Below are 23072 nucleotides of genomic sequence, written 5' to 3' on the forward strand. Positions count from 1 at the left end.
ACCTTAGGTCATGAACCGAGAAGGCCCCTCGAAGGAGACCACCAGATGCGTTCACGCGTCGCCGTGCTCACCGCCGGGACGCTCGTTCTGAGCACCCCCCTGAGCATTCCCGCAAGCGCCCAGACGGCCCCACAGGCCAAGCCCGCCACCGTCAAGGTTACCAAGACGACCACGTCGACCAACCGGTTCGCCCAGGTCAACCTGGTCTCGGACGTGCCCGGCAAGGCCCCCGTCACCGATCCCAAGCTGGTCAACCCCTGGGGTCTGGCGATGGGCAAGACGTTGTGGGTCTCGGGCGCCGGCGCCGGTGTCGCGACCGTCTACTCCGGCAACGCCAAGAAGGAGCAGACCGAGGTCGCCATTCCGGGCGGCACGCCGACCGGACAGGTCGTCAACACGTCGCAGGACGACTTCCTGATCAAGGACAAGCCCGCGACCTTCATCTTCGCCAGCCCCTCGGGGGCGATCACGGCGTGGAACGCCGAGGTCAACCCCAAGAACGCGGTCATCGCGGCGTTCACGAAGAACGCCGACTACAAGGGCCTGGCGGTGATGAACACCAACCGGGGCGCCTTCCTGCTGGCCCCCTCATTCTCGCACGGCAAGATCCACGTCTACGACTCGGAGTTCGACCGGGTGCGGCTGTCCCGCTCGCAGTTCCGCGACCCGCGCATGCCCGCCGACTACGCCCCCTTCAACGTCGAGGTCGTCGGCAACGTGATCATGGTCGCGTACGCCAAGCGCGACGCCGCCACCGGCAAGGCCGTGCCCGGCCGGGGCAACGGGTTCGTCTCCCGGTTCTCCGCCAACGGCCGCTTCCTCGGCCGCTTCGCCAATCGCGGCGCGCTGAACGCGCCGTGGGCGATGATCCGCGCGCCGCGTGGATTCGGCGCCTTGGCCGGGGCCGTTCTGGTGGGTAACTTCGGAGATGGGCTGGTCAACGCCTACAGCGCCCGCACCGGCCGGTACCTCGGCCCGCTGCGGCAGACCAACGGACAGGCGATCCAGCTTGAGGGTCTGTGGGATCTGGAGCCGGGCACTGCGACGAACGGCGGAGAGAACTCTGTATGGTTCGCGGCGGGTATCGACAAGGCGCAGCACGGCCTCCTGGGCGTGCTGAGGCCGTCTGACGCCGGGCCGCTGCCCGGCGCGGCGTCGACGCCGGCGCCTTCGGCGTCCGCGTCGGCGACGCCCAAGCCGTCGGCGGCCACCACGCCGACGTCGTCAGCGGGCGGCATGTACGGTTACTGAGCTGCCCGGAAGGATAGGAGCGGCGCATGGACAAGAACGTTTTGGGCACGGCGGACATCGGGGTGACGGGCCTTGCGGTGATGGGCCGGAACCTCGCGAGGAACCTGGCCCACCACGGATACGTCGTCGCGGTGCACAACCGCACCGAGAGCAAGACGCAGGAGCTCGTCGAGAACCACGCCGGAGAGGGCGCGTTCGTCGCGACGGGCACGACGGCGGAGTTCGTGGCGTCGCTCACGAAACCCCGCAAGGCGATCATCATGGTGAAGGCCGGTCCGTCCACCGACGCCGTGATCGAGGACCTGGCGGCCCACATGGAGCCCGGCGACATGATCGTCGACGGTGGGAACGCCCTGTTCACCGACACCCGGCGGCGTGAGGCGGCGCTGAAGGAGCGCGGCATCCTGTTCGTCGGCACCGGCATCTCCGGTGGTGAGGAAGGCGCCCTCAACGGGCCCAGCATCATGCCGGGCGGCTCGCCGGAGGCCTACAAGTCCCTCGGGCCGATCCTTGAGGACATCTCGGCCAAGGTCGACGGGGTGCCCTGCTGCACCCACGTCGGCGCCGACGGCGCGGGCCACTTCGTGAAGATGGTCCACAACGGCATCGAATACTCCGACATGCAGCTCATCGCGGAGGCCTACGACCTGCTCCGGCAGGCCCTCGGCCGCACCCCGGGCGAGCTGGCGGAGATCTTCACCGAGTGGAACCGGGGCGACCTCGAGTCCTACCTGATCGAGATCACCGCCGAGGTGCTCGGCCACGTCGACGCCGAGACGGGCCGTCCGTTCGTGGACGTCGTCGCCGACCGCGCCGAGCAGAAGGGCACCGGCCGCTGGACCGTCCAGAACGCCCTCGAACTCGGCGTGCCGGTCACCGGCATCGCCGAGGCGGTGTTCGCCCGCGGCCTGTCGGGTGACGTCACCCGCCGCCAGGCCGCCCGCGACCTGGAGGGGCCGATCGGGTCGGCGCCCAACTACTCCCTGGTCGACGACGTCCGGCAGGCCCTGCTCGCGTCGAAGATCGTGGCGTACGCCCAGGGCTTCGACCAGATGGCCGCCGCCTCCAAGGAGTTCGGCTGGAACATCAACCTCGGTGACATGGCGACGATCTGGCGCGGCGGCTGCATCATCCGGGCCCGGTTCCTCGACCGGATCCGCGACGCCTACGCCAAGGACCCGGGGCTGCCGACGCTGCTGGCCTCGCCGTCCTTCAGCGAGGCGCTGGCCGAGGCGCAGGGCGCCTGGCGCCGGGTCGTCTCCACGGCCGCCTCGATCGGCGTCCCGACGCCCGGGTTCTCCTCGGCGCTGGCCTACTACGACGGCCTGCGCCGCGACCGCCTGCCGGCGGCCCTGATCCAGGGCCTGCGCGACTACTTCGGCGCCCACACCTACCACCGTGTGGACCGCGAAGGGGTCTTCCACACCGACTGGAGCGGCGACCGCGCCGAGCACCAGGAGAAGTAGGACCACGCGGGGCGCCGGTGTCCTGACCACCGGCCCCTCGCACCCCCGTCCCGGACCGGGGTGGCCCTCGGGCGGCGCGCGCCCGCGGCACCGCGATCCGGGCGACGGCGTGGGGGCCGGTGCGCCATTCCCACCGGCCCCCACACGCCCGCACGTCATTCAGGCTCTGAAGACTGTGCCGGTAAGTGAGACGGCGCTACCGCCGCGCACGCCCGGCGTGATCCAATGCGCGGGTGCCGGGCCCGTCATCGAAGTTCTTCCAGCAAGTCCCGGAAGACGACGGGCAGCTCCTTGACCTGACCTGCGGAGAATCGGTCAAGCTTGCCCGTGAAGGCGAGCTCGTAGTCGTCGCCCCGAGGGGTCGCGGTCAGCATCAGGTCGAGCGCGGCGTCGTCGACCTCGTGGTCCCAGACGCGGGCCTCCAGGCCCTCCCACGTGGGCGGGAGCTTCGGGTCGTCGCGGTGGATGAACGAGGTCTGGAACACCGGATGCACGCCCGGGATCCGGGCCACGCCCGCCCGCGAGACCAGGGTGTCGAAGGGGATCTCGTTGGCCAGCGCCCCCGCCGCGGCCTCCCTGACCTTGGTGAGCAGCGCGGGGAACCCCTGTCCGGCGGGCAGCGCGACGCGCAGCGGCACCATGTTCACGAACGTGCCGACGACCGGTTCGAGCTCCCGCCGGGTGCGCGAGGCCGAGACGATGCCGGTGACCAGGTCCCGCCGGCCGGTCATGCGCTGGAGCAGCGTCAGGTAGGCCGCGCAGAGCGCCACGAACGGCGTCGTCGGCCCCTCGCCCAGCCGCCGCAGCCGGTCGACGGTCTCCCGCCGGACCCTGATCGCGGCGGTCGCCCCCGAACGGCCCGCCCTGGCGTGGGCGGTCACGCCCTCGAAGAGCGGGGCCGGGGCGCCGCTCAGGAGGTCCCGCCAATAGGGGAGGCGTTCGGCGATCCTCGTCTCGGCGCGCTGGACCGACCAGGCGGCGTAGTCGGCGTACTGGATCGGGAGCTCCGGCCGGGGCAGGCCCGAGTAGAGCGCGGCCAGGTCGTCGGCGACGACGCCCAGCGAGCCGCCGTCGGCGGCGATGTGGTGGCAGACCAGGAACAGCCGGTGCTCGTCCGGGCCGACCCGGAGCACGGTCAGCCGCAGCAGCGGGCCCTGCCCGACCGGGAACCGTTCGCCGCTCCGCGCGAGAGCCAGGTCGAGCGCGGCCCCCGAGGGGTCGGGCATGTCGCTCACGTCGAGATACTCCAGGGGCGCGGGCAGCGCGCCGTGCACCACCTGCTCAGGGGTCTCCGTGTACGTCGTCCGGAACACCTCGTGCCGTCTGATCAGAGCGGCGAACGCCTCGGCCAGCCGCAGGAGGTCCAGCCGCCCCGAGAGGGCCACGCCCAGCGTCACGTTGGGCGCGGCGGCCGGGTCGGACTGCTGGGCGAGCCAGATGCGGCGCTGCTCGTGGGAGCACGGGAGCGGGCCGCCGTCCCGCGGAACCGGGGTGACCCCCTGCGGGGCGGCCTTGCGCGCCAGCAGCTTCGCCACCAGAGCGCGGCGCTTGTCGGCCTGTTCGGGCACTGTCATCCCGCGATTGTCGCCGAAGTCCTTGATCGCGGAGAAGTCCTGTTTCATCCCTGGGAGATGGCTGCATGATCGAAACCACCCTGACGAACGTCCCGGCCTTCCTGGACCTCTTCGAGGCCCACGCGGAAGCGTCGCCCGGCCGGGTCGCGGTGGTGTGCGGAGACCGCACGCTGACCTACGGCGACCTCGACGCCGCCGCCCGAGGCGTGGCCCGCCGCCTCGCCGACGCCGGAGTCGGGCCCGGCGACCTCGTCGCCCTCTATGTCGACAGATCGGCGGAGATGGTCGCCGCGTTACTCGGCGTCCTGAAAGCCGGAGCGGCCTACTTACCCCTCGATCCGGGCTACCCCGCCGCCCGGATCGCGATGGTCCTGGAGGACTCCGGGGCTGCGGCCGCCTTGACCAGGCCGCATCTCCGCGACAGCCTCCCGGCCTTCCGGGGCCCGGTCGTCGACGTCGACGGCGCGACCGGCGACGTCGGCGGACGACGGGACGCCCGCGCCTACGTGCTCTACACCTCCGGGTCGACCGGCCGCCCCAAGGGCGTCGTCATCTCCCACCGGGCCCTGCTCAACTTCCTGACCGGCATGCGCGAGCTCCTCGGCGCCGGACCGGACGACGTCTGGCTGGCCCTCACGTCGCTCTCGTTCGACATCTCGGGCCTGGAGCTCTACCTGCCGCTGGTGACCGGCGGCCGGATGGTGATCGCCGACGCCGAGACCGCCCGCGACGGCACGCGCCTGCGCGACCTCGTCGAGCGCGAGGGCGTCACGCACGTCCAGGCGACCCCCTCGGGCTGGCGGGTGCTGCTCGACGCCGGGTTCGCCGGGAACGTCACCGGCCTGGTCGGCGGCGAGGCCCTGCCGCTCGGGCTGGCCCGGCGGCTCGCCGACCGGTGCGCCCGGCTGGTCAACGTCTACGGCCCGACCGAGACGACCATCTGGTCGACCGCGTGGGACGTGCCGAAGAACCCCGCGTCGGTCAGCATCGGCACCCCGATCCTGAACACGACCGTGCACGTCCTCGACGACGACGGGCGGCCGGTGGAGGAGGGCGAGCTCTACATCGGAGGGCTCGGCGTCGCCGACGGCTACCTCAACCGGCCCGCGCTGACCGCCGAGCGGTTCCTGCCCGCCCCCGGGGGCGAGCGCCTCTACCGGACCGGCGACCTGGTCCGCCGCCGCGCCGACGGCGGCCTCGACTTCCTCGGCCGCGCCGACACCCAGGTCAAGCTCCGCGGCCACCGCATCGAGCTGGGCGAGATCGAGACCGTGCTGGAGGAGCTCGACGGCGTCGCCCAGGCGGTGGTGGCGGTGCACGACGAGGTCCTGGTGGCCTACGTCGTCGGCGACCACGGCGACCTTTTGAGCGCGCTGAGAGAGCGTTTGCCGGCATACATGGTCCCGTCGATCGTGATCTCCCTCGACGCGCTGCCGCTCACCCCCAACGGCAAGGTCGACCGGCTGGCCCTTCCGGCGCCCGCGAGGAGCGCGGGGGAGATCGCCCCTCGTACCCCCACCGAGCGTGTCGTCGCCGAGGCGTTCGCGGAGGTGCTCGGGCTCGACCGGGTCGGCGCGGAGGCCGACTTCTTCGCCGTCGGCGGGCACTCCCTGCTGGCGACCAAGGTCACCGCGCGGCTGACGCGGCGGCTCGGGGTGGAGATCCCCGTGCGCGAGCTGTTCGGGGCGCCGACGGTCGAGGCGCTGGCGGCGGTGCTCGACGGGCTCGACACGGTGTCGGTGCCGCTGGAGCCCCGGCCCGCCGGGTCGCCGGTGCTGCTGTCGCCCGCGCAGGAGCGGCTGTGGTTCCTGCACCGCTTCGACCCCGGCGACGCGTCGTGGAACCTGCACCTGACCCGCCGCCTGCGCGGCCCGCTCGACGCCGACGCGCTCGGACACGCCCTCCAGAGAGCCGTCGACCGGCACGAGGCACTGCGCACCCGCTTCCCCGACGCCGACGGGCGGCCGGTCGCGGTCGTCGAGGACCACTTCCCGCTCCCGCTCGAACGGCTGACCGCCGACACCGAGGAGGAGGCCAGGGCGCTGCTGTCGGCGCGGGTCAACGCCCCGTTCGACCTGGCCGCCGCGCCGCCCGTGCGGGCCGCGCTGGTGCGGGTGGGCGGCGACCACGTGCTGTGCGTGGTCTTCCACGGCATCGCCGGGGACGAGTGGTCGCTCGACGTCCTGGCCGAGGACCTCGCCGGGGACCGCGAGCCCGTGAAGATCCAGCACGGCGACGTGGTGGCCTGGCAGCGTGGCCGGGAGGCGGCCGGGCTGGGCGCCGACGCGCTCGCCCGCTGGCGCGAGCGGCTCGCCGACCTGCCGGTTCTCAACCTGCCCGCCGACCGCCCCCGCCCCGCCGTCGCGGCGCGCAGAGGCGCTCTCGTACGGACCGAGCTCTCGATCCCCCCGCTCGAAACCCTCGCCCAGAGCCAGGGCACCACCCTGTTCACCGTGCTCCTGGCCGCCTACCAGGCCGTGTTGTCGGCCGAGACCGGCCTGCACGACTTCGCCGTCGGCGCCCCGACCGCCGGGCGCGGCCGGGTCGAGCTGGAGCCCGTGTTCGGCCGTCTCGGCAACGTGCTGGTGCTGCGCGCCGACCTGTCGGGCGACCCGACGTTCGCCGGGCTGCTCGCGCGGGCGCGGGCGACCGTGCTGGCCGCGATGGCCGACGAGGAGGTGCCGGTCGAACGCCTGCTCACCGAGCTCGACCTCGGCCGCGACCTCGGCCAGGCGCCGCTCTTCCAGACCGTGCTCAACCTCGACACCCTGCCCGGCACGTTCGGCGAGGTGTTCCCGCTCGACCACGTCCCGGCCCGCTACGACCTCACGGTCGACGCCTGGCGATCCGGCGACACCCTGGCCCTCGACCTCACCTACGACTCGGCCCTGTTCGACGCGGCCCGCGTCGAGGCGCTGGCCGCCCGGTTCACCACTCTGCTGGCGGCCGTCGCCGAGACGCCCGACCGGCCCCTGTCGGAGTTGCTGTTCCCCGGCGTGACCCTGGGCGGGGCGGCCTGGCGGGCGGAGGGCCTGGCGACCGCGCCGCGGGTCGAGGCCGTGCCGGTGACCCGCACCCACCGCGCCCCCGAGACGCCCGCCGAGCGCCGCATCGCCCGCGTCTTCGGCGAGGTCGTCGGCGTCGGCGACGTCGGGGCCGACGACGACTTCTTCGCCCTCGGCGGCCGGTCGCTGCTGGCCCCGCGCGCGGCGGCGTTGTTGTCGAAGGCGTTCGGCGTGCCGGTCCCGGTGCGGGCGCTGTTCGCCCATCCGACCGTCGCCGGTCTGGCCGCCGCCATCGGCGCCGACCCCGGCGTCGTCCCGCTGGAACCCCGCGAGCCCGGCACCCCCGTGCCGCTGTCGGCGGCCCAGGAGCGCCTGTGGTTCATGGACCACTTCGACCCCGGCGACGCCTCCAGCAACATGTACCTGGCCCGCCGCCTCCACGGCCCCCTCGACCTGGCCCGGTTCGCCGACGCCTACCGCGCCCTGGTCGACCGGCACGAGTCGCTGCGCACCCGCTTCCCGGCCGACGACGGCCGCCCCACGCTGGTCATCGACCCGCCCGGCGGCGGCACGATCGAGTGGGTCGCCCTCCCCGAGGACGCCGTCGCCGACTTCTGCGCCGAACTCGTGAACACCCCGTTCGACCTGGCGGCGGCTCCCCCCGTCCGGGCGACGCTGGTGCAGATCAGCCCCGACGACCACGTGCTGTGCGTCGCGATGCACCACATCGTCGCCGACGGCTACTCGGTCAACGTGATGATCACCGAACTCGCCGCCCTGTACGACGGCGCCGACCTCCCCCCGCTGCCCGTCCAGGCCGGCGACGTGTCCCTGTGGCAACTCCGGCGGGAGGCCCTCGACGAGGGCGCGGCGGCGCTGGCGCACTGGAAGGAGAAACTGGCCGGCGTACCGGCCCTGGAACTGCCTCTCGACCGCCCGCGCCCCCTCGACGGCGCCCGGGTCGGCGCGGAGCTGAGCGTCCAGGCACCCGCCGCCCTCGTCGCCCGGCTGGAGTCGATCGGCCGCGACAGCGGCACGACGCTGTTCATGGTCCTGCTCGCCGCCTACCAGGCGGTCCTGTCGCGGCACACCGGCCAGCACGACTTCGCGGTCGGCTCCCCGACGGCCGCCCGCGAACGCGTCGAACTGGAGTCGGTGATCGGCTACCTGGCGCACACGCTGGTGCTGCGGGCAGACCTGAGCGGCGACCCCGGCTTCGACGAACTGCTCCGCCGGACGTGGGCGACCCTCGTCGACGCCCTGGCCCACCAGGACGTGCCGGTCGAACGCCTCAAGTCGGTGCTGGGCGTGCGCCGCGACCTCGGCCAGTCGGCCCTCTTCCAGACCATGCTGATCCTGCACAGCCACACCTCGGAGGGCAACCTCCCGGAGACCTTCGGCGGCCTCCGGCACGAGCCCTACGACGCCGGGGCGATCAAGACGGCATTCGACCTGACTCTCACGGTCTGGCCGGTGGCCGAGGGCCTGAACCTGGTCTTCGACTACGACCTGGCCCTCTTCGACACCTCGACGGTCGAGCGCTTCGCCGCCAGGCTCCTCTCCTGCCTGTACGAGATCGCCGCCGACCCGACCACCCCGCTGTCGGCCCTCACGATGCGCACCCCCGAGGACGAGGCGGCCCTGGCGGAGTGGGGCAGCGGCCCCGACCTCCCCCTCCCGGAGGGCACCCTCCTCGACCTGATCACCCCGAGCGACCGGATCGCGGTCGACGACCTCACCTACCGCGCCCTGCTGACGGCGGCCGACGGCCTGGCCGCCCGGCTGACCGCGGCAGGCGTCGGCCGCGGCGACATCGTCGCCATCCTCGCCGAACGATCCGTTCCGGCGCTGACGGGCATGCTCGCGGTCATGAAGGCGGGCGCGGCCTACCTGCCCCTCGACCCGGCCTATCCGGAGGCGCGCATCGCCTTCGTCCTGGACGACGCGCAGCCCAAGGTGCTCCTCGCGGACCGCGAGCCATGGGGGAGCGGAGATCTCCCCGTCATCCGCCTCGACATACCGGCATCCGGTTCCGCCCCAAGTCACGAAATGTGGGGTGGGCCGCTGCCCGAGGATCCCGCCTATGTCCTCTACACCTCGGGCTCGACCGGGAAGCCCAAGGGAGTGGTGGTCCCGCATCGGGCGCTGCTCAACTTCCTCGTCTCGATGCGGGAGTTGCTCGGGTCGACGCCCGACGACGTCTGGCTGGCGCTGACCTCGCTCTCGTTCGACATCTCCGGGCTGGAGCTCTACCTGCCGCTCGTGACCGGCGGCCGGGTCGTGATCGCCGATCCCGGGATCGCGCTCGACGGGCCGGCGCTCGCGCGGCGGATCACCGAGGGCGGGGTCACACACGTCCAGGCCACGCCCTCCGGCTGGCGGGTGCTGGTCGAAGGGGACATCCCGCGGGTCACGGCGCTGGTCGGCGGGGAGGCGCTGCCTCCCGGCCTCGCGAAGGAGCTGAAGGCCAGGACCGGCAGGCTCGTGAACGTCTACGGCCCGACCGAGACCACCATCTGGTCGACCGCCTGGGAGGTGCCCGACGATCCGGGGGAGACATCGATCGGACGGCCCATCGGCAACACCACCGTCGCGGTCGTCGACGCCCACCTGAACCCGGTGCCGCCGCGCGCCCCCGGCGAGCTGGTCATCGGCGGGCTCGGGCTGGCCGACGGCTATCTGCGGCGGCCCGAGCTGACGGCCGAGCGGTTCGTCGGCGGGGTCTACCGCACCGGTGACCTGGTCCGCTGGAACTGGGACGGCACGCTGGAGTTCCTGGGCCGCAACGACGACCAGGTCAAGCTGCGCGGCCACCGGATCGAGCTCGGCGAGGTCGAGTCGGCGCTCGAAGCGCTCGACGGCGTCTCCCGGGCCGCCGTGGCGGTCAGGGGCGACGTGCTGGTCGCCTACGTCGTGGGGGACACCACGGGTCTGCGGGAGCGGCTGGTCGAGCGGCTGCCGGCCGGTTACGTGCCGAACGTGTTCGTCGCGCTCGACGCGCTGCCGCTGACGCCGAACGGCAAGCTCGACCGGCTCGCGCTGCCCGAACCGGAACCGCGCCGGCAGGAGACGTTCGTCGCGCCCCGCTCAGACGCCGAGGCGCTGGTCGCCGATGTCTGGAGCGAACTGCTGGGAGTCGAGGGCATCGGCGCGTTCGACGACTTCTTCCAGCTCGGCGGGCACTCGCTGCTGGCCGTCCGGGTCGCGGCGCGGATGGAGAGCACGGTCGGCGTCTCGGTGCCGATCCGGACCCTGTTCACGCACACCACCGTCGAGACCCTCGGTCAGGCGGTCGAAGACCTGCTCTTCGCCGAGCTCGGCGACCTGTCCGACGAAGAGGCGCTCGCCCTGCTGGAGGAGTCATGACCCAGGACATCTCCGCCGCCAAGCGGGCCCTCATCCAGCAGCGGCTCCGCCGCCGCACCGCCAAGGCCGTCATCACCCCGCGCGAGCCGGGTGTGGTGCCGCCGCTGTCGCACGCGCAGGAACGGCTCTGGTTCCTGGAGCAGTACCGCCCCGGCACGACCGCCTACACGGTCCCGTTCGCGGTGTGGCTGGAGGGCGGGCTCTCCGCCGACGCCCTGCGCGACGCGCTCGCGAAGGTGACCGCCCGGCACGAGACCCTGCGCACCCGCTTCACCACCACTGAGGACGGCCTGCCGGAACTCGTCATCGACGACGAGGCCGCCGTCGAGCTGACCGTGCACGAGGCCGCCGACGCCGAGGAGGCCCGGCGGCTGATCTCGGCCGACCTGGCCCGGCCGTTCGACCTGGCCGCCGGGCCGCTCCTGCGGGCCACGCTCGTCCGGATCGCGGACGAGCAGCACGTGCTCCAGCTCGCCGCTCACCATGCCGTCACCGACGGCTGGTCGGGCGACGTGCTGCTGGGCGACATCCTGACCCTGCTCGCCGGCAGGGAGCCCGCGCCGCTGCCGGTCCAGTACGGCGACTACGCCCTCTGGCAGCGCGGCCGGGTCTTCCAGTCCGACGTCGACTACTGGCGTGACCGGCTCGCCCACCTGCCGCCGCTCGACCTGCCCACCGACCTGCCCCGCCCGCCGGAGCAGAGCGCCAAGGGGGCCGAGCACGCGTTCCGGCTCGACGGGGACCTCGTCGCCGCGCTGACCGAGCTGGGCAACGCGCGCGGGGCGACGCCGTACATGACCTTCCTGGCGGCGCTGCAGGTCCTGCTCGGCCGCTGGTCGGGGCAGGACGACTTCGCCGTCGGCACCCCCGTCAGCGGGCGCGGACAGCCCGAGCTCGACGGGCTGGTCGGCATGTTCGTCAACACCCTCGCCATGCGGGCCGACCTCGACGGCGACCCGGCCTTCACCGACCTGCTCGACCGCGTGAAGGACGGCGCGCTCGACGCCTTCTCCCACCAGGAGCTCCCGTTCGACCAGCTCGTCAACGAGCTCAACGTCGAACGCGACGTCAGCCGCACGCCCATCTTCCAGGTGCTGTTCGCGCTGCAGAACTACCAGACCGGACCGGCGGGCGCCGACGTCGTCAAGGTCACCGGCTTCTCGGCCGAGGTGACCGCCGCCCGGTTCGACCTGGCGCTCTACCTGTACGAGGGCCCGGAGGGCATGGGCGCCTCGTTCATCTACTGCACCGACCTGTTCAAGCCCTCGACCGTGCGGCGACTGGCCGAGTCGTTCGAGACGCTGCTGCGGTCGATCGCGGCCGACCCGTCGGCCCGGATCTCCACCCTCGACCTGCTGCCCGCGCACGAGGCGGCCACGACGCCGGCGTTCGGGGAGTCGGCGGAGCCACGGCGCCTCGACGCCACGCTGCTGCACCACACCGTGCGGGTGTCGGACGCCCCGGCCGTGGTCTTCGGCGACGACACGCTGACCTACCGGGAGCTCGACCAGCGGGCCAACCACCTGGCCGCCCGGCTCGTCGGGGAGGGGGTGCGGCCCGGTGACCGGGTCGCGGTCTGCCTGGAGCAGTCGGCCGACATCGCCGTGGCGATCCTGGGCGTGCTCAAGTCGGGGGCCGCCTATGTGCCGCTGGACCCGGAGCTGCCGGCGGCGCGGCTGGCGTACATGATCGAGGACGCCGGCATCGCCCTCGCGGTGACCACCCCCGAGCTGGGGCCCGACGGGGTCACCGGCATCCACCTCGACGGCGGGACGGCGGCGCGGGCTCCTGAGGTCGGCGTCACCCCCGACGACCTGGCCTACGTCATCTACACCTCCGGCACGACCGGGCGGCCGAAGGGCGTGGCGGTGCAGCACCGGGAGGTGCTGGTCTACCTGGCCGGGGTGCACGAGCGGTTCGCGGTCGAGCCCGGGTCGGAGTTCGCGCTGCTCCAGTCGCTCGCCTTCGACTTCGGCATCACCGTCTTCTACCTGTCGCTGATGACGGGCGGCTGCCTGCACCTGCTGCCGCCGAAGACGGCCGCGCCCGATCTGGCGGCCTACTTCCGGCTCTACCCGCCCGACTACCTCAAGATCACGCCCTCCCACCTGGCCGCGCTGCTGGCCGAGGCCGACCCCGCCGAGCTGCTGCCCCGCAAGCTGCTCGTCCTGGGCGGCGAGGCCGCGCCGGCCGAGTGGGCCGCCGAGCTGGCCGCCCGGGTCAGGGTCGTCAACCACTACGGGCCCACCGAGGCCACCGTCGGCGTCACCACCCACGAGGTCGGCGCCGAGAAGGGCCTGCTGCCCATCGGCCGGCCGCTGCCCGGCGCGACGGTCCGGCTGCTGGACGCCAACGGCCGTCCGGTCCCGATCGGCATGCCCGGGGAGATCCACCTCGGTGGCGCGCGCCTGGCGCGCGGCTACCTCGGGCGCCCGGCGCTGACCGCCGAAAAGTTCGTGCCCGATCCGTACGGCCCCCCGGGAGCCCGCCTCTACCGGACCGGCGACCTGGGGCGCTGGCTGGAGTCGGGCGAGCTCCAGTTCCTCGGCCGCCGCGACCTCCAGGTGAAGGTGCGCGGCTACCGGGTGGAACTGGGCGAGATCGAGACCCTCCTCGGCACCTACGAGGGGGTCGCCCAGGCTGTGGTCGAACTCCGCGACCAGCGCCTCGTGGCCTACCTGGCCGGGGTCGGCGACACCGGCGCGCTGCGCGCCTGGCTGAAGGAGCGCCTGCCCGACTACATGGTCCCGGCCCGGTACGTCTGGCTCGACCGCCTCCCGCTGAAGTCCCACGGCAAGGTCGACCGGGCCGCGCTGCCCGACCCGGCGGCGGTGGCCGAGCCGACGGCCGAGTTCACCGACCCGGAGACCGAGCTGGAGGAGCTCGTCGCCGGGATCTGGGCCGCCGTGCTGGGGCTGGAGCGGATCAGCGTCACCGACGACTTCTTCGACCTCGGCGGCCACTCGCTGCTGGCCATGCAGGTCGTCGCCCGGCTGCGCAAGGCCGGGCACGTCGCCACCCTGCTCGACCTGTTCAAGCACCCGACCGTCCGCGACCTGGCCCGCCTGCTCGACCCGTCGACGGAGAAGGCGGCGGGCGGCCTGCTGCACCGCCTGACCCCGTCGCGGCCGGCCCGCGCCACGGTCGTCTGCGCCCCCTACGGCGGCGGCAGCGCCGTCATCTACAAGCCGCTGGCCGACGCCCTGCCGGCCGACTGGGCGCTGTACTCCCTGGCCGTGCCGGGCAACGAACTCGGCGAAGAGCCCCGCCCCATGAACGAGGTCGCCAAGGAGTACGCCGACGAGATCCTCGCCAAGGTCACGGGCCCGATCGTCCTGTACGGCCACTGCGGCCTCGGCGGCATGATCAGCATCGAGGCGGCCCGTCACCTGGAGGCGGCCGGACGCGCCCCCGAGGCCGTCTACCTGGGCGGCGCCTTTCCGTTCGCCCGCCCGAAGGGCGTGTTCTCCCGGATCGGCACCTGGCTGGAGGAGCTGGGCGGCGACCAGGGCCGCATCAACGCCCTCAGCGCCGCCGGCCTGGACGTCACGGAGTTCGACCAGGAGGAGCTCAAGCTCATCGTGGCCAACCGCAGGACCGGCACCCGGGAGGCCGAGGAGTACTTCACCGAGGTCTTCGAGAAGGAGCTGCCGCCGCTGTCGGCCCCGGTCATCGCGGTGGTGGGGGAGCGCGACCCCGCGATGGAGTACTACCAGGAGCGGTTCCGCGAATGGCACTGCGTGGCCGACACCACCGCCTGCGTCGTGCTCGACGAGGCCGCCCACTATTTCGTGAAGTACCGCAACGAAGAGCTGGCCGCCATCGTCACCCACACCCACCGCGCCATCGCCGAGGGCTCCACCGCGACCTTGGAGAAGTCGACGGGCGAGGAGACCTGGTGGCTGGAGGGCCTGTCCGTGCGCGGCACGCCCGAAGGCGGCGGGCCCGGCCCCGAGATCCACGTCGGGCCGAAGCCGGGCATGAAGCGCTTCGCCGCGCTGGCCGCCGGGCAGCTCATCTCCATCACCGGGACGGCGCTGACCGAGTTCGCGCTGCCGCTGTGGATCTACATGACCACCGGTTCGCTGGTGAACTTCGCGCTGTTCTCGGTGCTGGCGCTGGTGCCCGGCATGCTCGCCGCGCCGCTCGCGGGCGCCGTCGTCGACCGGTTCGACCGGCGGAAGGTCATCCTGGCCAGTGACGTGGCCGCGGGCGGCACCCAGCTCGCGCTGGGCGTGCTCGTGTGGACCGGGAACCTGATGGTGTGGCAGGTCTACCCGCTGCTGGTGCTGCTCTCGCTCGCGCTCACCTTCCAGCGGGTCGCCTGGGCGGCGGCGGTCCCGCAGATCGTGCCGAAACGGTTCCTGGGGCACGCCAACGGGCTCATGGGCATGGTCGGCGGCCTGGCCAACCTGGTGCCGCCGCTGGCGGCGGCCGGGCTCATGTCGGTCGTGGGGCTCGGCGGCATCCTGGTCATCGACGTCGTCAGCTACACGGTGGCGATCATCACGGTGCTGCTGGTCAGGTTCCCGAAGACGATGGGCTGGCGGCGCCGCGAGCCGCTGCTCACCGAGCTGGTCAACGGGCTGAAGTTCACCTGGGGCAACCGCGGCATCCGGAGCATGTTGTTGTTCTTCGCCGTGGTGAACCTGTTCATGTCGCCGCTGTTCCTGCTCGTCTCGCCGCTCGTGCTGAGCTTCGGCGACCTCCAGGACGTCGGCCGGGTCACCTTCGCCGGCGGCCTGGGCGTGTTCGTCGGGGGACTGCTGATGACCATCTGGGGCGGCCCGCGGCGTCGCCGCCTGCGCGGTCAGCTCTGGTCGACGGTGGCGCTGTCGGCGGGCGCGGTCGTGGTGGGGGCGCAGGAGAACCTGGTCGTCATCGCCGCCGGGGTGTTCGGCATGTTCTTCTCGCTGACCGTGCTGAACGGCATCTACAACACGATCATCCAGGTCAAGGTCCCGCAGCGGTTCCACGGCCGGGTGTTCGCGCTGAACCAGCTCGTCGCCTTCTCCACCCTGCCGATCGGCTACGGCCTGGTCGCCCCCTATGGCACCGCCCTCTTCGAACCGCTCATGGTCGAGGGCGGCCTGCTGGCCGGGTCGGTCGGGCTCGTCATCGGCACCGGCGAGGGACGCGGGATCGCGCTCATGTACGTGCTGTTCGCGATCGTCATGGCGACGGCCGTCCTGGTGGCCCGGTTCATCAGGGGCCTGTGGTACTTCGACGACCGGGTCCCCGACGCGCTCCCCGACGACCTGATCGGCCAGGAGATGCTGAAGGGGGCCGGACGGACCGGCCCCCTCGCGGTCAGGGGTCAGCAGTAGCCGAGCATCGAGTTCAGGGCCGTCTTCTCCGCCGACTGGAGCTTGAGGGAGTACTTGTACTTCACGGCGATCCACGACTTGGCGTAGGTGCAGTAGAAGGCGGTCCTGGACGGCTTCCACGACGCCGGGTCCTGGTCGCCCTTCGACTGGTTGACGTTGTCGGTCACGGCCCACAGCTGCGGGCTCGACAGGTCGTTGGCGAACTGCTCCCGGCGGCTGGTGGTCCAGGCGTTCGCGCCCGACTTCCACGCCTCCGACAGCGGGACCATGTGGTCGATGTCGACGTCGGAGGCGGCGGTCCAGGTGGCGCCGTCGTAGGGCGAGTACCAGCTGCCGGAGGTCGCCGCGCAGGAGGAGTTGACCACGACGCCGGTGCCGTCGCGCTTGAGCACCTGCTCCCGGGTGTTGCACGCCCCGGAGACGGTGCTCCAGTGCGGGAACAGGTCGCGGTTGTACGAACCGGCGTTGGCCTCGGCGGCCACGGTCAGCGCGTTGAGCTGACTGACGGCGGTGGAGTAGGAGGGGATGCCGGGAGGGGTGGCGGAGGCGGGGGTGGCGAGCAGGGCGAGGGTGGCGATCGAGGCCACGCCTAAGGAGAGGGCACGCCGCACGGGAGCTCCTTGTGGGGTGGTGAACCGTGTCAAGGGTGACTCTCACATCGCTGACAAAATGGTGAAATATCAGGCTTTGACTACCGGCGGCACCCGTCTTCGTGGGAACGCGCTGGGGACAAGCCGGACATAAACCCCAGTTCACCGCCCGTCCGCCGGGAGGTCACCGCAACACCCGCAGATCCACCGGCCGGGTGTCCCGGTAGGCCGACTCGACGACGAGCTCCTCGACCCCGCGCATCAGCGTCACCATCCGGTCGCGCGGGAACCGGCACGTGTCGGCCGTCAGGCCGATCGCGAGCGTCCCGGCCTGCCGGGTGACCACGAAGCAGAAGTCGCAGTTGAAGTGCTCCACGCCCGGCAGCCACTCCACCTCGGCCGGGCAGGGGCCGTCGATCGCCACCTGTGTGGCCGTGCGCTGCTCGACCGGCCGGACGTCGTTGAAGCAGCACGACGGGTAGACGCGCACGTTCCGGTCGGCGCTCACCTTCTCCACCATCGCGTCCCAGGCGCGCTGGTCGTACTGGGCGTGGCGGTAGGAGCGCATCGCGTCGGAGTGGGTCTGCTCCAGCGTCTTGGCCAGCGGCGCGAGGGGGTCGCTCCGCATGGTGAACAGGCCGAGCTGGGTGAGCGTGGCCACCAGGTCGCGGGTGGCGGGCCGGTAGCGGTTGTGCACGATCGGGGTGATCGCGCAGACGTCGTGCCCCAGCAGCGGGCCGAGCAGCGTGGTCACCGCCGTCATCAGCACCGTCCCGGTGCTGACGTGGTGGCGGGCGGCCACGACCGCGACCGCGTCCTCCAGGGCGTGCGACTCCAGGACGGCCCGGCTCCAGCGCGGCTCGGCCGGCGGGCCGACGACCGTGGGGAACATCGTGGGCGGGATGCGCCGGTAGCCCTTCTCCCAGTGGGCCAGCGCGGCCTCCGAGCGGTAGCGGCCGACGCCCGACTCCTCCTCGGTCACCAGGTCGAGCAACTGCTGCGACGGCTGCACGGGGAACGCGCCGCGCAGCAGCAGGTTGCGCAGCTCGCGGGCCACCAGGTCGGCGGCGTAGTCGTCGGCGGCCAGATGGCACAACACGAACGCCACGTGCCGGACCCTGCCCTCCACGACGACCAGGCCGAACCGGGCCGGCCACTCGTCGCCCGGCGCGAACGCCGTGCGGGCCAGCTCGGCCAGCAGCACCTCGGCGACCTCGTCGGCCTCGTCGTCGGCGCACTCGGCCAGCCGGATCGGCAGCGCCCCCTCGCCGTGGACGACCTGGAAGGGCTCGCCGTCCTCGTCCACGTAGGTCCTGGCCCTGAGGGCCTCGTGCCGGAGGATCAGCGCGGCCACGGCGGCGACCACGTCGTCGAGCGGGAAGGGGCCGCGCCCCCGGGCGAAGGCGATCAGCCGGGCGATGTTGAAGAAGTGGGCGTTGGCCGGTCCGGCCTGCTGGATCGCGTCCCAGATGGCGCGCTGCCCCCAGGCCAGGCGGGCCCTCCCTTCGCGGCCCCCGGCGAATTGTGCATACACGGCATACTCCAGTGAAGCCGGCGCGGGCCTGCCAGGGCCCGCGCCGGTCGGATCGTCAGCCCGCCGGGAACAGCGTGCCGTAGTCGGCGAAGGCCATGGCGATGTCCGCCTGGGCCCAGAACCGGTGGTAGGTGAACGTCGGCACCGGACCGCCGTCCAGGTAGGCCTGGACCTTGGGCCATTCCGGGTCCTGCAGGTAGAAGGACCGGATGCCGAGGAACGACTTGCCCGGGACGATCGTGTCGCCGTTGGGCATGACGCCGCTGAAGCCCGAGGGGATGTAGACCCCCTGGCCGGTCGAGGCGTTGTAGACGTCGTCGAACCGCTGGTAGTCGGCGCGCGGCTCGGGGATCGCGATGCCCTTGCTGGTCTTCGACAGCAGCAGGCGGTCGATCAGGCCCTTGGCCGTGGCCTTCGCCTGGTTGCCCAGGGTCGAGCCGTTCTCCTTGGCCGCGTACCAGATCAGCGTCCTGGCCAGCGAGGCCGCGACGCCGACGTCGGTGCCGGTGTTGCGGATCGTCACGTGCAGGCCGGGGTTGTCGGCCGGGGTGCACGTCGCGCAGTTGAAGTTGGCCGACGGGGCGCCCGACCAGTCCATCTCGTTGGGGATGGCGAAGGTCGCGCCGCTGCCCAGGGTCGTGTTGGCGATGGCCCACGCGACCCACTTGTCGAGCACCGACTTGGCCATCGTGTTGCCGGTCACGTAGTAGAGCTCCGCCAGGCGCTGCATGCCCCAGGCCTGGAAGCCGAACCACTGGTTCGAGGGCGGGTCGTGGTAGACGGGGTCGACGTCGTAGGTCTGGCCGAAGAACTGTGGCAGGCCGCTCGGCCGGGAGGCGTAGGCGCCGTCCCACGAGTTGGTCGCGCCGCCGGCGATGCCGCCCTCGGCGGACTGGAGCCACTTGTAGAACTGCACCTGGCGGGTGAGCGAGGTGTTCCAGTCGGTCGCCGCCGTCGGCGACTGCGGGCGCAGCGCCGTCGGACCGGCCGAGCTGAGCACCCAGGCCGCCAGCGGGTTCTGGTAGCCGCCGTGGTTGTGGCTGGAGCCGATCCGCCACGCCCACGTGCCGTCGAGGGCGCCGCCCCAGGCGAAGTACCAGTTCAGCAGGTACGCCGAGCTGCTCTTGCCCGATCCGGCGGTGCACGTCGGCGACGCGCAGCCGGGGTTCTTGAAGTACTTGTCGTACATCGCGTAGCGCAGGTAGTCGCCCAGCTTGCCGGCCTTGGTGAGGGTCGAGCTGATCTGCGACAGGTTGCCCTGCTCGCCGGCCCAGATGTAGGCCCAGTAGGCGGCCTGGACGGCGCGGGCGTCGGCGTCCGGGGCGTTGGTGTAGCGCCACTGCGCGGCGGCGGTGCCCTGGATGAACAGCGGCTGGAAGCCGCCGCCCGTCTGGCCGTACCGCTGGGTCTCGCACGACGGGTGCGGGATGGTCTCGAACACCGACTCCTGCGGGCCGCGCTGGTAGGTGTTGATGTAGGTGACCCGCTTGGTGTTGTCGCCGCACTCGGTCAGGCTGCTGCCCCGGCCGGTGCCGAAGCCGTAGACGTCGTCGACGTCGAGCAGCCAGTGCATGGCGTACATGGTCCGGTTGCCGTAGGTCGACTGGAGCTCGTTCGCCAGCGGGTCCTGGCCCGCGACGACGCTCGTGGAGAGCGGCGACGGGTACTGGTTCGGCTGGTTGAACTCGGGCGCGTAGTCGGCCGGGTCACTCGGGTTGTACGCCGTCTGCCCGCCCGGCTGCCCGGCCGTCGACGGGATGATGTACTGCTCCATCAGCGACCACGAGGCGTTGAACGGCGCCCAGTTGCGGGTGATGCGGCCGTACTGCGCCTCCAGCCAGATCAGGTAGGAGAACGCCTCGGAGGTGGTCTCGTGCCCGTGGTCGGGCGCCTCGACGAGCAGTGTCTCCACCGAGTGGTAGGGGATGCCCTCGGGCGACAGGTAGCCCGAGGCGCTGGCCTTGAGCTTGTTGTACTGCGTCTGGAACTCGGTGATGTAGGCGTTGCTCGTGTTCTCGTCGTCGGCCTCGGTCGCCGTGACCGCCACCGAGGTCAGGCCGGTGGACGCCACGCTGAAGGTGCGCGAGCCGTTCGTGCTGTCGCTGTCCTGCGCCGCGCTCAGGGTCACGTTCTGCACGGTCGCGTAGTTCGACGGCGTGAACGTCAGCGAGGTGCCGGCGGTCGCGGTCAGGTCGGCGTCGCCCGAGCCGGCCGTGGTGGTGACGGTGACGTTCGAGGTGGGCGCGATCGCCAGCCGTACGCCGAAGATGGCGGTGTTGCCCTCGGGGACCGTCAGCGCGGTCGGCGAGACGACCAGCGACTGGGTGGTGCCCGGGTCGTCGTCGGCCTCGTTCGCGGTCACGTTCACACTGGCCAGGCCGCTGGAGGCGACCGTGATCGTGCGGGAGCCGTTCGTGCTGTCGGAGTCCTGCGCGGCGGCCAGCGTCACGTTCTGCGGGGTGGCCCAGTTCGCGGAGGTGAACGTCAGGCTGCCGCCCGAGCTCACGGTCAGGTTGGTGTCACCCGAACCGGCCGTCGAGGTCACCGTGACGTTCGACGTGGGCTGCGCCTGGAGCCGGACCGAGTAGGTGGCCGTGCCGCCCTCGGGCACGCTCACCGTGGTCGGCGTCACGACGAGCGCCTGCGGGGTGGGCGAGGGGGAGGGCGACGGCGACGGGCTCGGGCCGTTGCAGACCGTGCCGTTCAGCGAGAACGAGGTCGGGTTGGTGTTGGTGCCGCTGTACTGGCCGTTGAAGCCGATGCCGACGTTCGCGCCGGAGGCCAGGTTCTGCGCCCACGACGGCGCGACGACCGTCACGTTCGCGCCCGACTGCGACCAGGTGCCGTTCCAGCCCTGCTGCACGGTCTGGTTGCCCGGCCACGTGTAGGTCAGCCGCCACGGGCTGACCGCGTCACCGAGGTTCTGGATGGAGATGTTCGCGCCGAAGCCGGAGCCGTTGTCCCACTGCTTGGCGTAGGTCACCTGGCACGCGATGGCGGCGTTGGCGGGGAGAGTCGGGAACGTGGCGAGCGCGACGGCCGCCGCCACTGCGGCGAACACGGCCGTGGCGCGGAACCGCCACGACCGCGGCCGGAGTCTGGGTGGGGGTCTCATGAGCAGGTCGTCTCCAGGGCGGGGGGTGGGCGGCTCTCAATGTGGGCGCGTTTCCGTCCGGCGTACAGAGTGTTTCGGGAACGTGACGAGGCGAGGTCTGCCGACGTGGGACGGCGTACGGAGTGTGGTGAAACGTTCAGGAACACGGCTTGTGCGCACCCGGACACGGGGTTATGCTCACCCTTAGAAATACTCAGTTTGAGAAAGACGGTGCGATGGAAGAGGCGGAATGGCTGAACACCTATGAGCCGCGTGCCTACCCGCCTGTGGGCGTGACGGTCGACCTCGTCATCCTGACGATCCGCGACAAGGAGCTCCACGTCCTGCTCGTCGAACGCGGCGAGCCGCCGTTCATGGGCGAGTGGGCGCTCCCGGGCGGGTTCGTCCAGCCTGACGAGGACCTGCACGAGGCCGCCGCCCGTGAGCTGAAGGAGGAGACCGGCCTTCGGCAGTCCGACCTCGACCGCGTCTACCTGGAGCAGTTGAAGACCTTCGGCAAGCCCGGCCGCGACCCGCGCCCCCTGCGCGTGTTCACCGTGGCCTACCTGGCCTTCGCGCCCCAGGTCCCCGAGCCCGTCGCCGGCACCGACGCCAAGAACGCCGCGTGGATCTCCCTGGCTGCCACCAGGGACATGAAGCTCGCCTTCGACCACGCCGCGATCCTGGACGAGGGCGTCGAACGGGCCCGCAACAAGCTGGAGTACAGCTCGCTGGCCACCTCGTTCGTCGGGCCGGAGTTCACGATCTCCGAACTGCGCAACGTCTACGAGGTGGTGTGGGGCGAGCAGCTCCACCCCGGCAACTTCCACCGGAAGGTGATGTCGGTCGACGGCTACGTCGAGGAGACCGGCCGCACCACCGAGCGCGGGGGAGAACGTGGGGGCCCCCGTGCCCGGCTCTACCGGTGGGGCGGCGCGACGCAGCTCCATCCGGCGCTGCTGCGCCCGTCCGAGACGACCTGAAGCCACCGAACACTCGAAGCCACCGATGAGGAGTCACCGCACATGGGATGGGGCCACTGGTCCGACGATGAATTCGAGGCCGCGCAGACCTACCGCGAGCAGCGCGGACTGGCCGCCTTCGGCCACTCCGAGGCGATGCGCAACCAGCCCCGCCACACCTGGCGGGTGCACCAGGCGCTCGACCCCTACAACGTGAAGGTCAGGGAGGCGCGCGACTCCCAGGAACACCCCGAGAGCGTCGCCGTCGCCGTCTTCTTCGACGTCACCGGCTCGATGCAGCGGGTCCCCCGGGAGTTACAGGTCCGCCTGCCGAGCCTGCTGTCCACGGTCACCGCACTGATCCCCGACGCCCAGATCCTCTTCGGCGCCGTCGGCGACGCGACGTGCGACCGCGCGCCCCTGCAGATCGGCCAGTTCGAGTCCGACAACCGCATGGACGAGGACCTGCGCCGCATCCTCCTGGAGGGCGGCGGAGGCGGCGGCATGCGGGAGAGCTACGAACTGGCCCTCTACTTCCTCGCCCGGCACACCGCGCTCGACTGCCACGAGAAGCGCGGCGTGAAGGGGGTCGCCTTCGTCATCGGCGACGAGATGCCCTACCCGTCGGTGTCCGGCCACGAGGTGGCCGCCCTGTTCGGCGAGTCCATGGTCAAGGACGTCCGCACCGAGACCGTCATCAAGGAGGCCTCCCGCACCTGGGACATCAACATGATCATCCCGGGCGGCACCTCCCACGCGGGCGACCAGCAGGTCAGCGGCCTGTGGCGCACGCTACTCGGCGACCGCGTGATCGAGCTCGACGACGTCTCGTCGATCTGCGACACGATCGCGCTCACCGTGGTCGACCGTGTCATGTCCCAGAAGGCCCACTAGCGAGAGTGG

Annotated in this window: 10 protein-coding genes; 6 read left to right on the forward strand and 4 right to left on the reverse strand. The window is 72.0% G+C overall.

What is annotated here, in order from left to right:
- Nucleotides 1–45 precede the first annotated feature (45 nt).
- Nucleotides 46–1251, forward strand: coding sequence for a TIGR03118 family protein (locus tag GT755_RS36070; RefSeq protein ID WP_161484050.1), 1206 nt, complete (start codon nucleotides 46–48; stop codon nucleotides 1249–1251).
- Nucleotides 1252–1277: 26 nt separating this feature from the next.
- Nucleotides 1278–2717 carry an NADP-dependent phosphogluconate dehydrogenase gene (gene gndA / locus GT755_RS36075; protein WP_161484051.1) on the forward strand — a complete coding sequence of 480 codons (1440 nt, stop codon included), beginning with the start codon at nucleotides 1278–1280 and terminating at the stop codon, nucleotides 2715–2717.
- A 245-nt stretch (nucleotides 2718–2962) separates the two neighbouring features.
- Here the strand turns inward: gndA and GT755_RS36080 are convergent, their stop codons facing one another.
- A complete protein-coding gene (locus GT755_RS36080) occupies nucleotides 2963–4291 on the reverse strand; it encodes a condensation domain-containing protein (protein ID WP_161484052.1) in 1329 nt (442 codons plus the stop codon).
- A gap of 65 nt (nucleotides 4292–4356) precedes the next feature.
- Here GT755_RS36080 and GT755_RS36085 point away from each other — a divergent pair, with 65 nt between their 5' ends.
- A complete protein-coding gene (locus GT755_RS36085) occupies nucleotides 4357–10662 on the forward strand; it encodes a non-ribosomal peptide synthetase (protein WP_161484053.1) in 6306 nt (2101 codons plus the stop codon).
- The gene (locus tag GT755_RS36090) at nucleotides 10659–15989 is read left to right on the forward strand and encodes a non-ribosomal peptide synthetase/MFS transporter (RefSeq protein ID WP_161484054.1); all 5331 of its coding nucleotides are present in this window, start codon (nucleotides 10659–10661) and stop codon (nucleotides 15987–15989) included. Before GT755_RS36085 ends, GT755_RS36090 begins: the two co-directional genes overlap by 4 nt.
- Here GT755_RS36090 and GT755_RS36095 read toward each other — a convergent pair.
- The 3 genes from GT755_RS36095 to GT755_RS36105 form a co-directional block, all read right to left on the reverse strand.
- Complete coding sequence (locus GT755_RS36095; protein ID WP_030453963.1) at nucleotides 15980–16600, reverse strand: HNH endonuclease family protein; 621 nt, start codon at nucleotides 16598–16600, stop codon at nucleotides 15980–15982. The genes GT755_RS36090 and GT755_RS36095 overlap by 10 nt on opposite strands.
- Before the next feature lie 163 nt (nucleotides 16601–16763).
- Nucleotides 16764–18113, reverse strand: a complete 1350-nt coding sequence (locus tag GT755_RS36100; RefSeq protein ID WP_161484055.1) for a condensation domain-containing protein — start codon at nucleotides 18111–18113, stop codon at nucleotides 16764–16766.
- Nucleotides 18114–18168: 55 nt separating this feature from the next.
- On the reverse strand, nucleotides 18169–21228 hold the full coding sequence (locus GT755_RS36105; protein ID WP_161484056.1) for a glycoside hydrolase family 48 protein: 3060 nt from the start codon (nucleotides 21226–21228) through the stop codon (nucleotides 18169–18171).
- A 215-nt stretch (nucleotides 21229–21443) separates the two neighbouring features.
- Here GT755_RS36105 and GT755_RS36110 point away from each other — a divergent pair, with 215 nt between their 5' ends.
- Nucleotides 21444–22190: an NUDIX hydrolase gene (locus GT755_RS36110; protein WP_030453957.1), complete on the forward strand. Its 747-nt coding sequence runs from the start codon at nucleotides 21444–21446 to the stop codon at nucleotides 22188–22190.
- Nucleotides 22191–22232: 42 nt separating this feature from the next.
- A complete protein-coding gene (locus GT755_RS36115; protein WP_161484057.1) occupies nucleotides 22233–23063 on the forward strand; it encodes a hypothetical protein in 831 nt (276 codons plus the stop codon).
- The last annotated feature ends 9 nt before the right edge of the window (nucleotides 23064–23072 follow it).

It is taken from the genome of Herbidospora solisilvae (assembly GCF_009901565.1).
Taxonomy (GTDB): Bacteria; Actinomycetota; Actinomycetes; order Streptosporangiales; family Streptosporangiaceae; genus Herbidospora; species Herbidospora solisilvae.

What these genes read in the sequence shown, in the direction of transcription:
- GT755_RS36070 (WP_161484050.1), top strand. Translation starts at nt 46, where the DNA reads ATGCGTTCACGCGTCGCCGTGCTCACCGCCGGGACGCTCGTTCTGAGC.
- gndA (WP_161484051.1), top strand. Translation starts at nt 1,278, where the DNA reads ATGGACAAGAACGTTTTGGGCACGGCGGACATCGGGGTGACGGGCCTT.
- GT755_RS36080 (WP_161484052.1), bottom strand. Translation starts at nt 4,291, where the DNA reads ATGACAGTGCCCGAACAGGCCGACAAGCGCCGCGCTCTGGTGGCGAAG.
- GT755_RS36085 (WP_161484053.1), top strand. Translation starts at nt 4,357, where the DNA reads ATGATCGAAACCACCCTGACGAACGTCCCGGCCTTCCTGGACCTCTTC.
- GT755_RS36090 (WP_161484054.1), top strand. Translation starts at nt 10,659, where the DNA reads ATGACCCAGGACATCTCCGCCGCCAAGCGGGCCCTCATCCAGCAGCGG.
- GT755_RS36105 (WP_161484056.1), bottom strand. Translation starts at nt 21,228, where the DNA reads ATGAGACCCCCACCCAGACTCCGGCCGCGGTCGTGGCGGTTCCGCGCC.
- GT755_RS36110 (WP_030453957.1), top strand. Translation starts at nt 21,444, where the DNA reads ATGGAAGAGGCGGAATGGCTGAACACCTATGAGCCGCGTGCCTACCCG.
- GT755_RS36115 (WP_161484057.1), top strand. Translation starts at nt 22,233, where the DNA reads ATGGGATGGGGCCACTGGTCCGACGATGAATTCGAGGCCGCGCAGACC.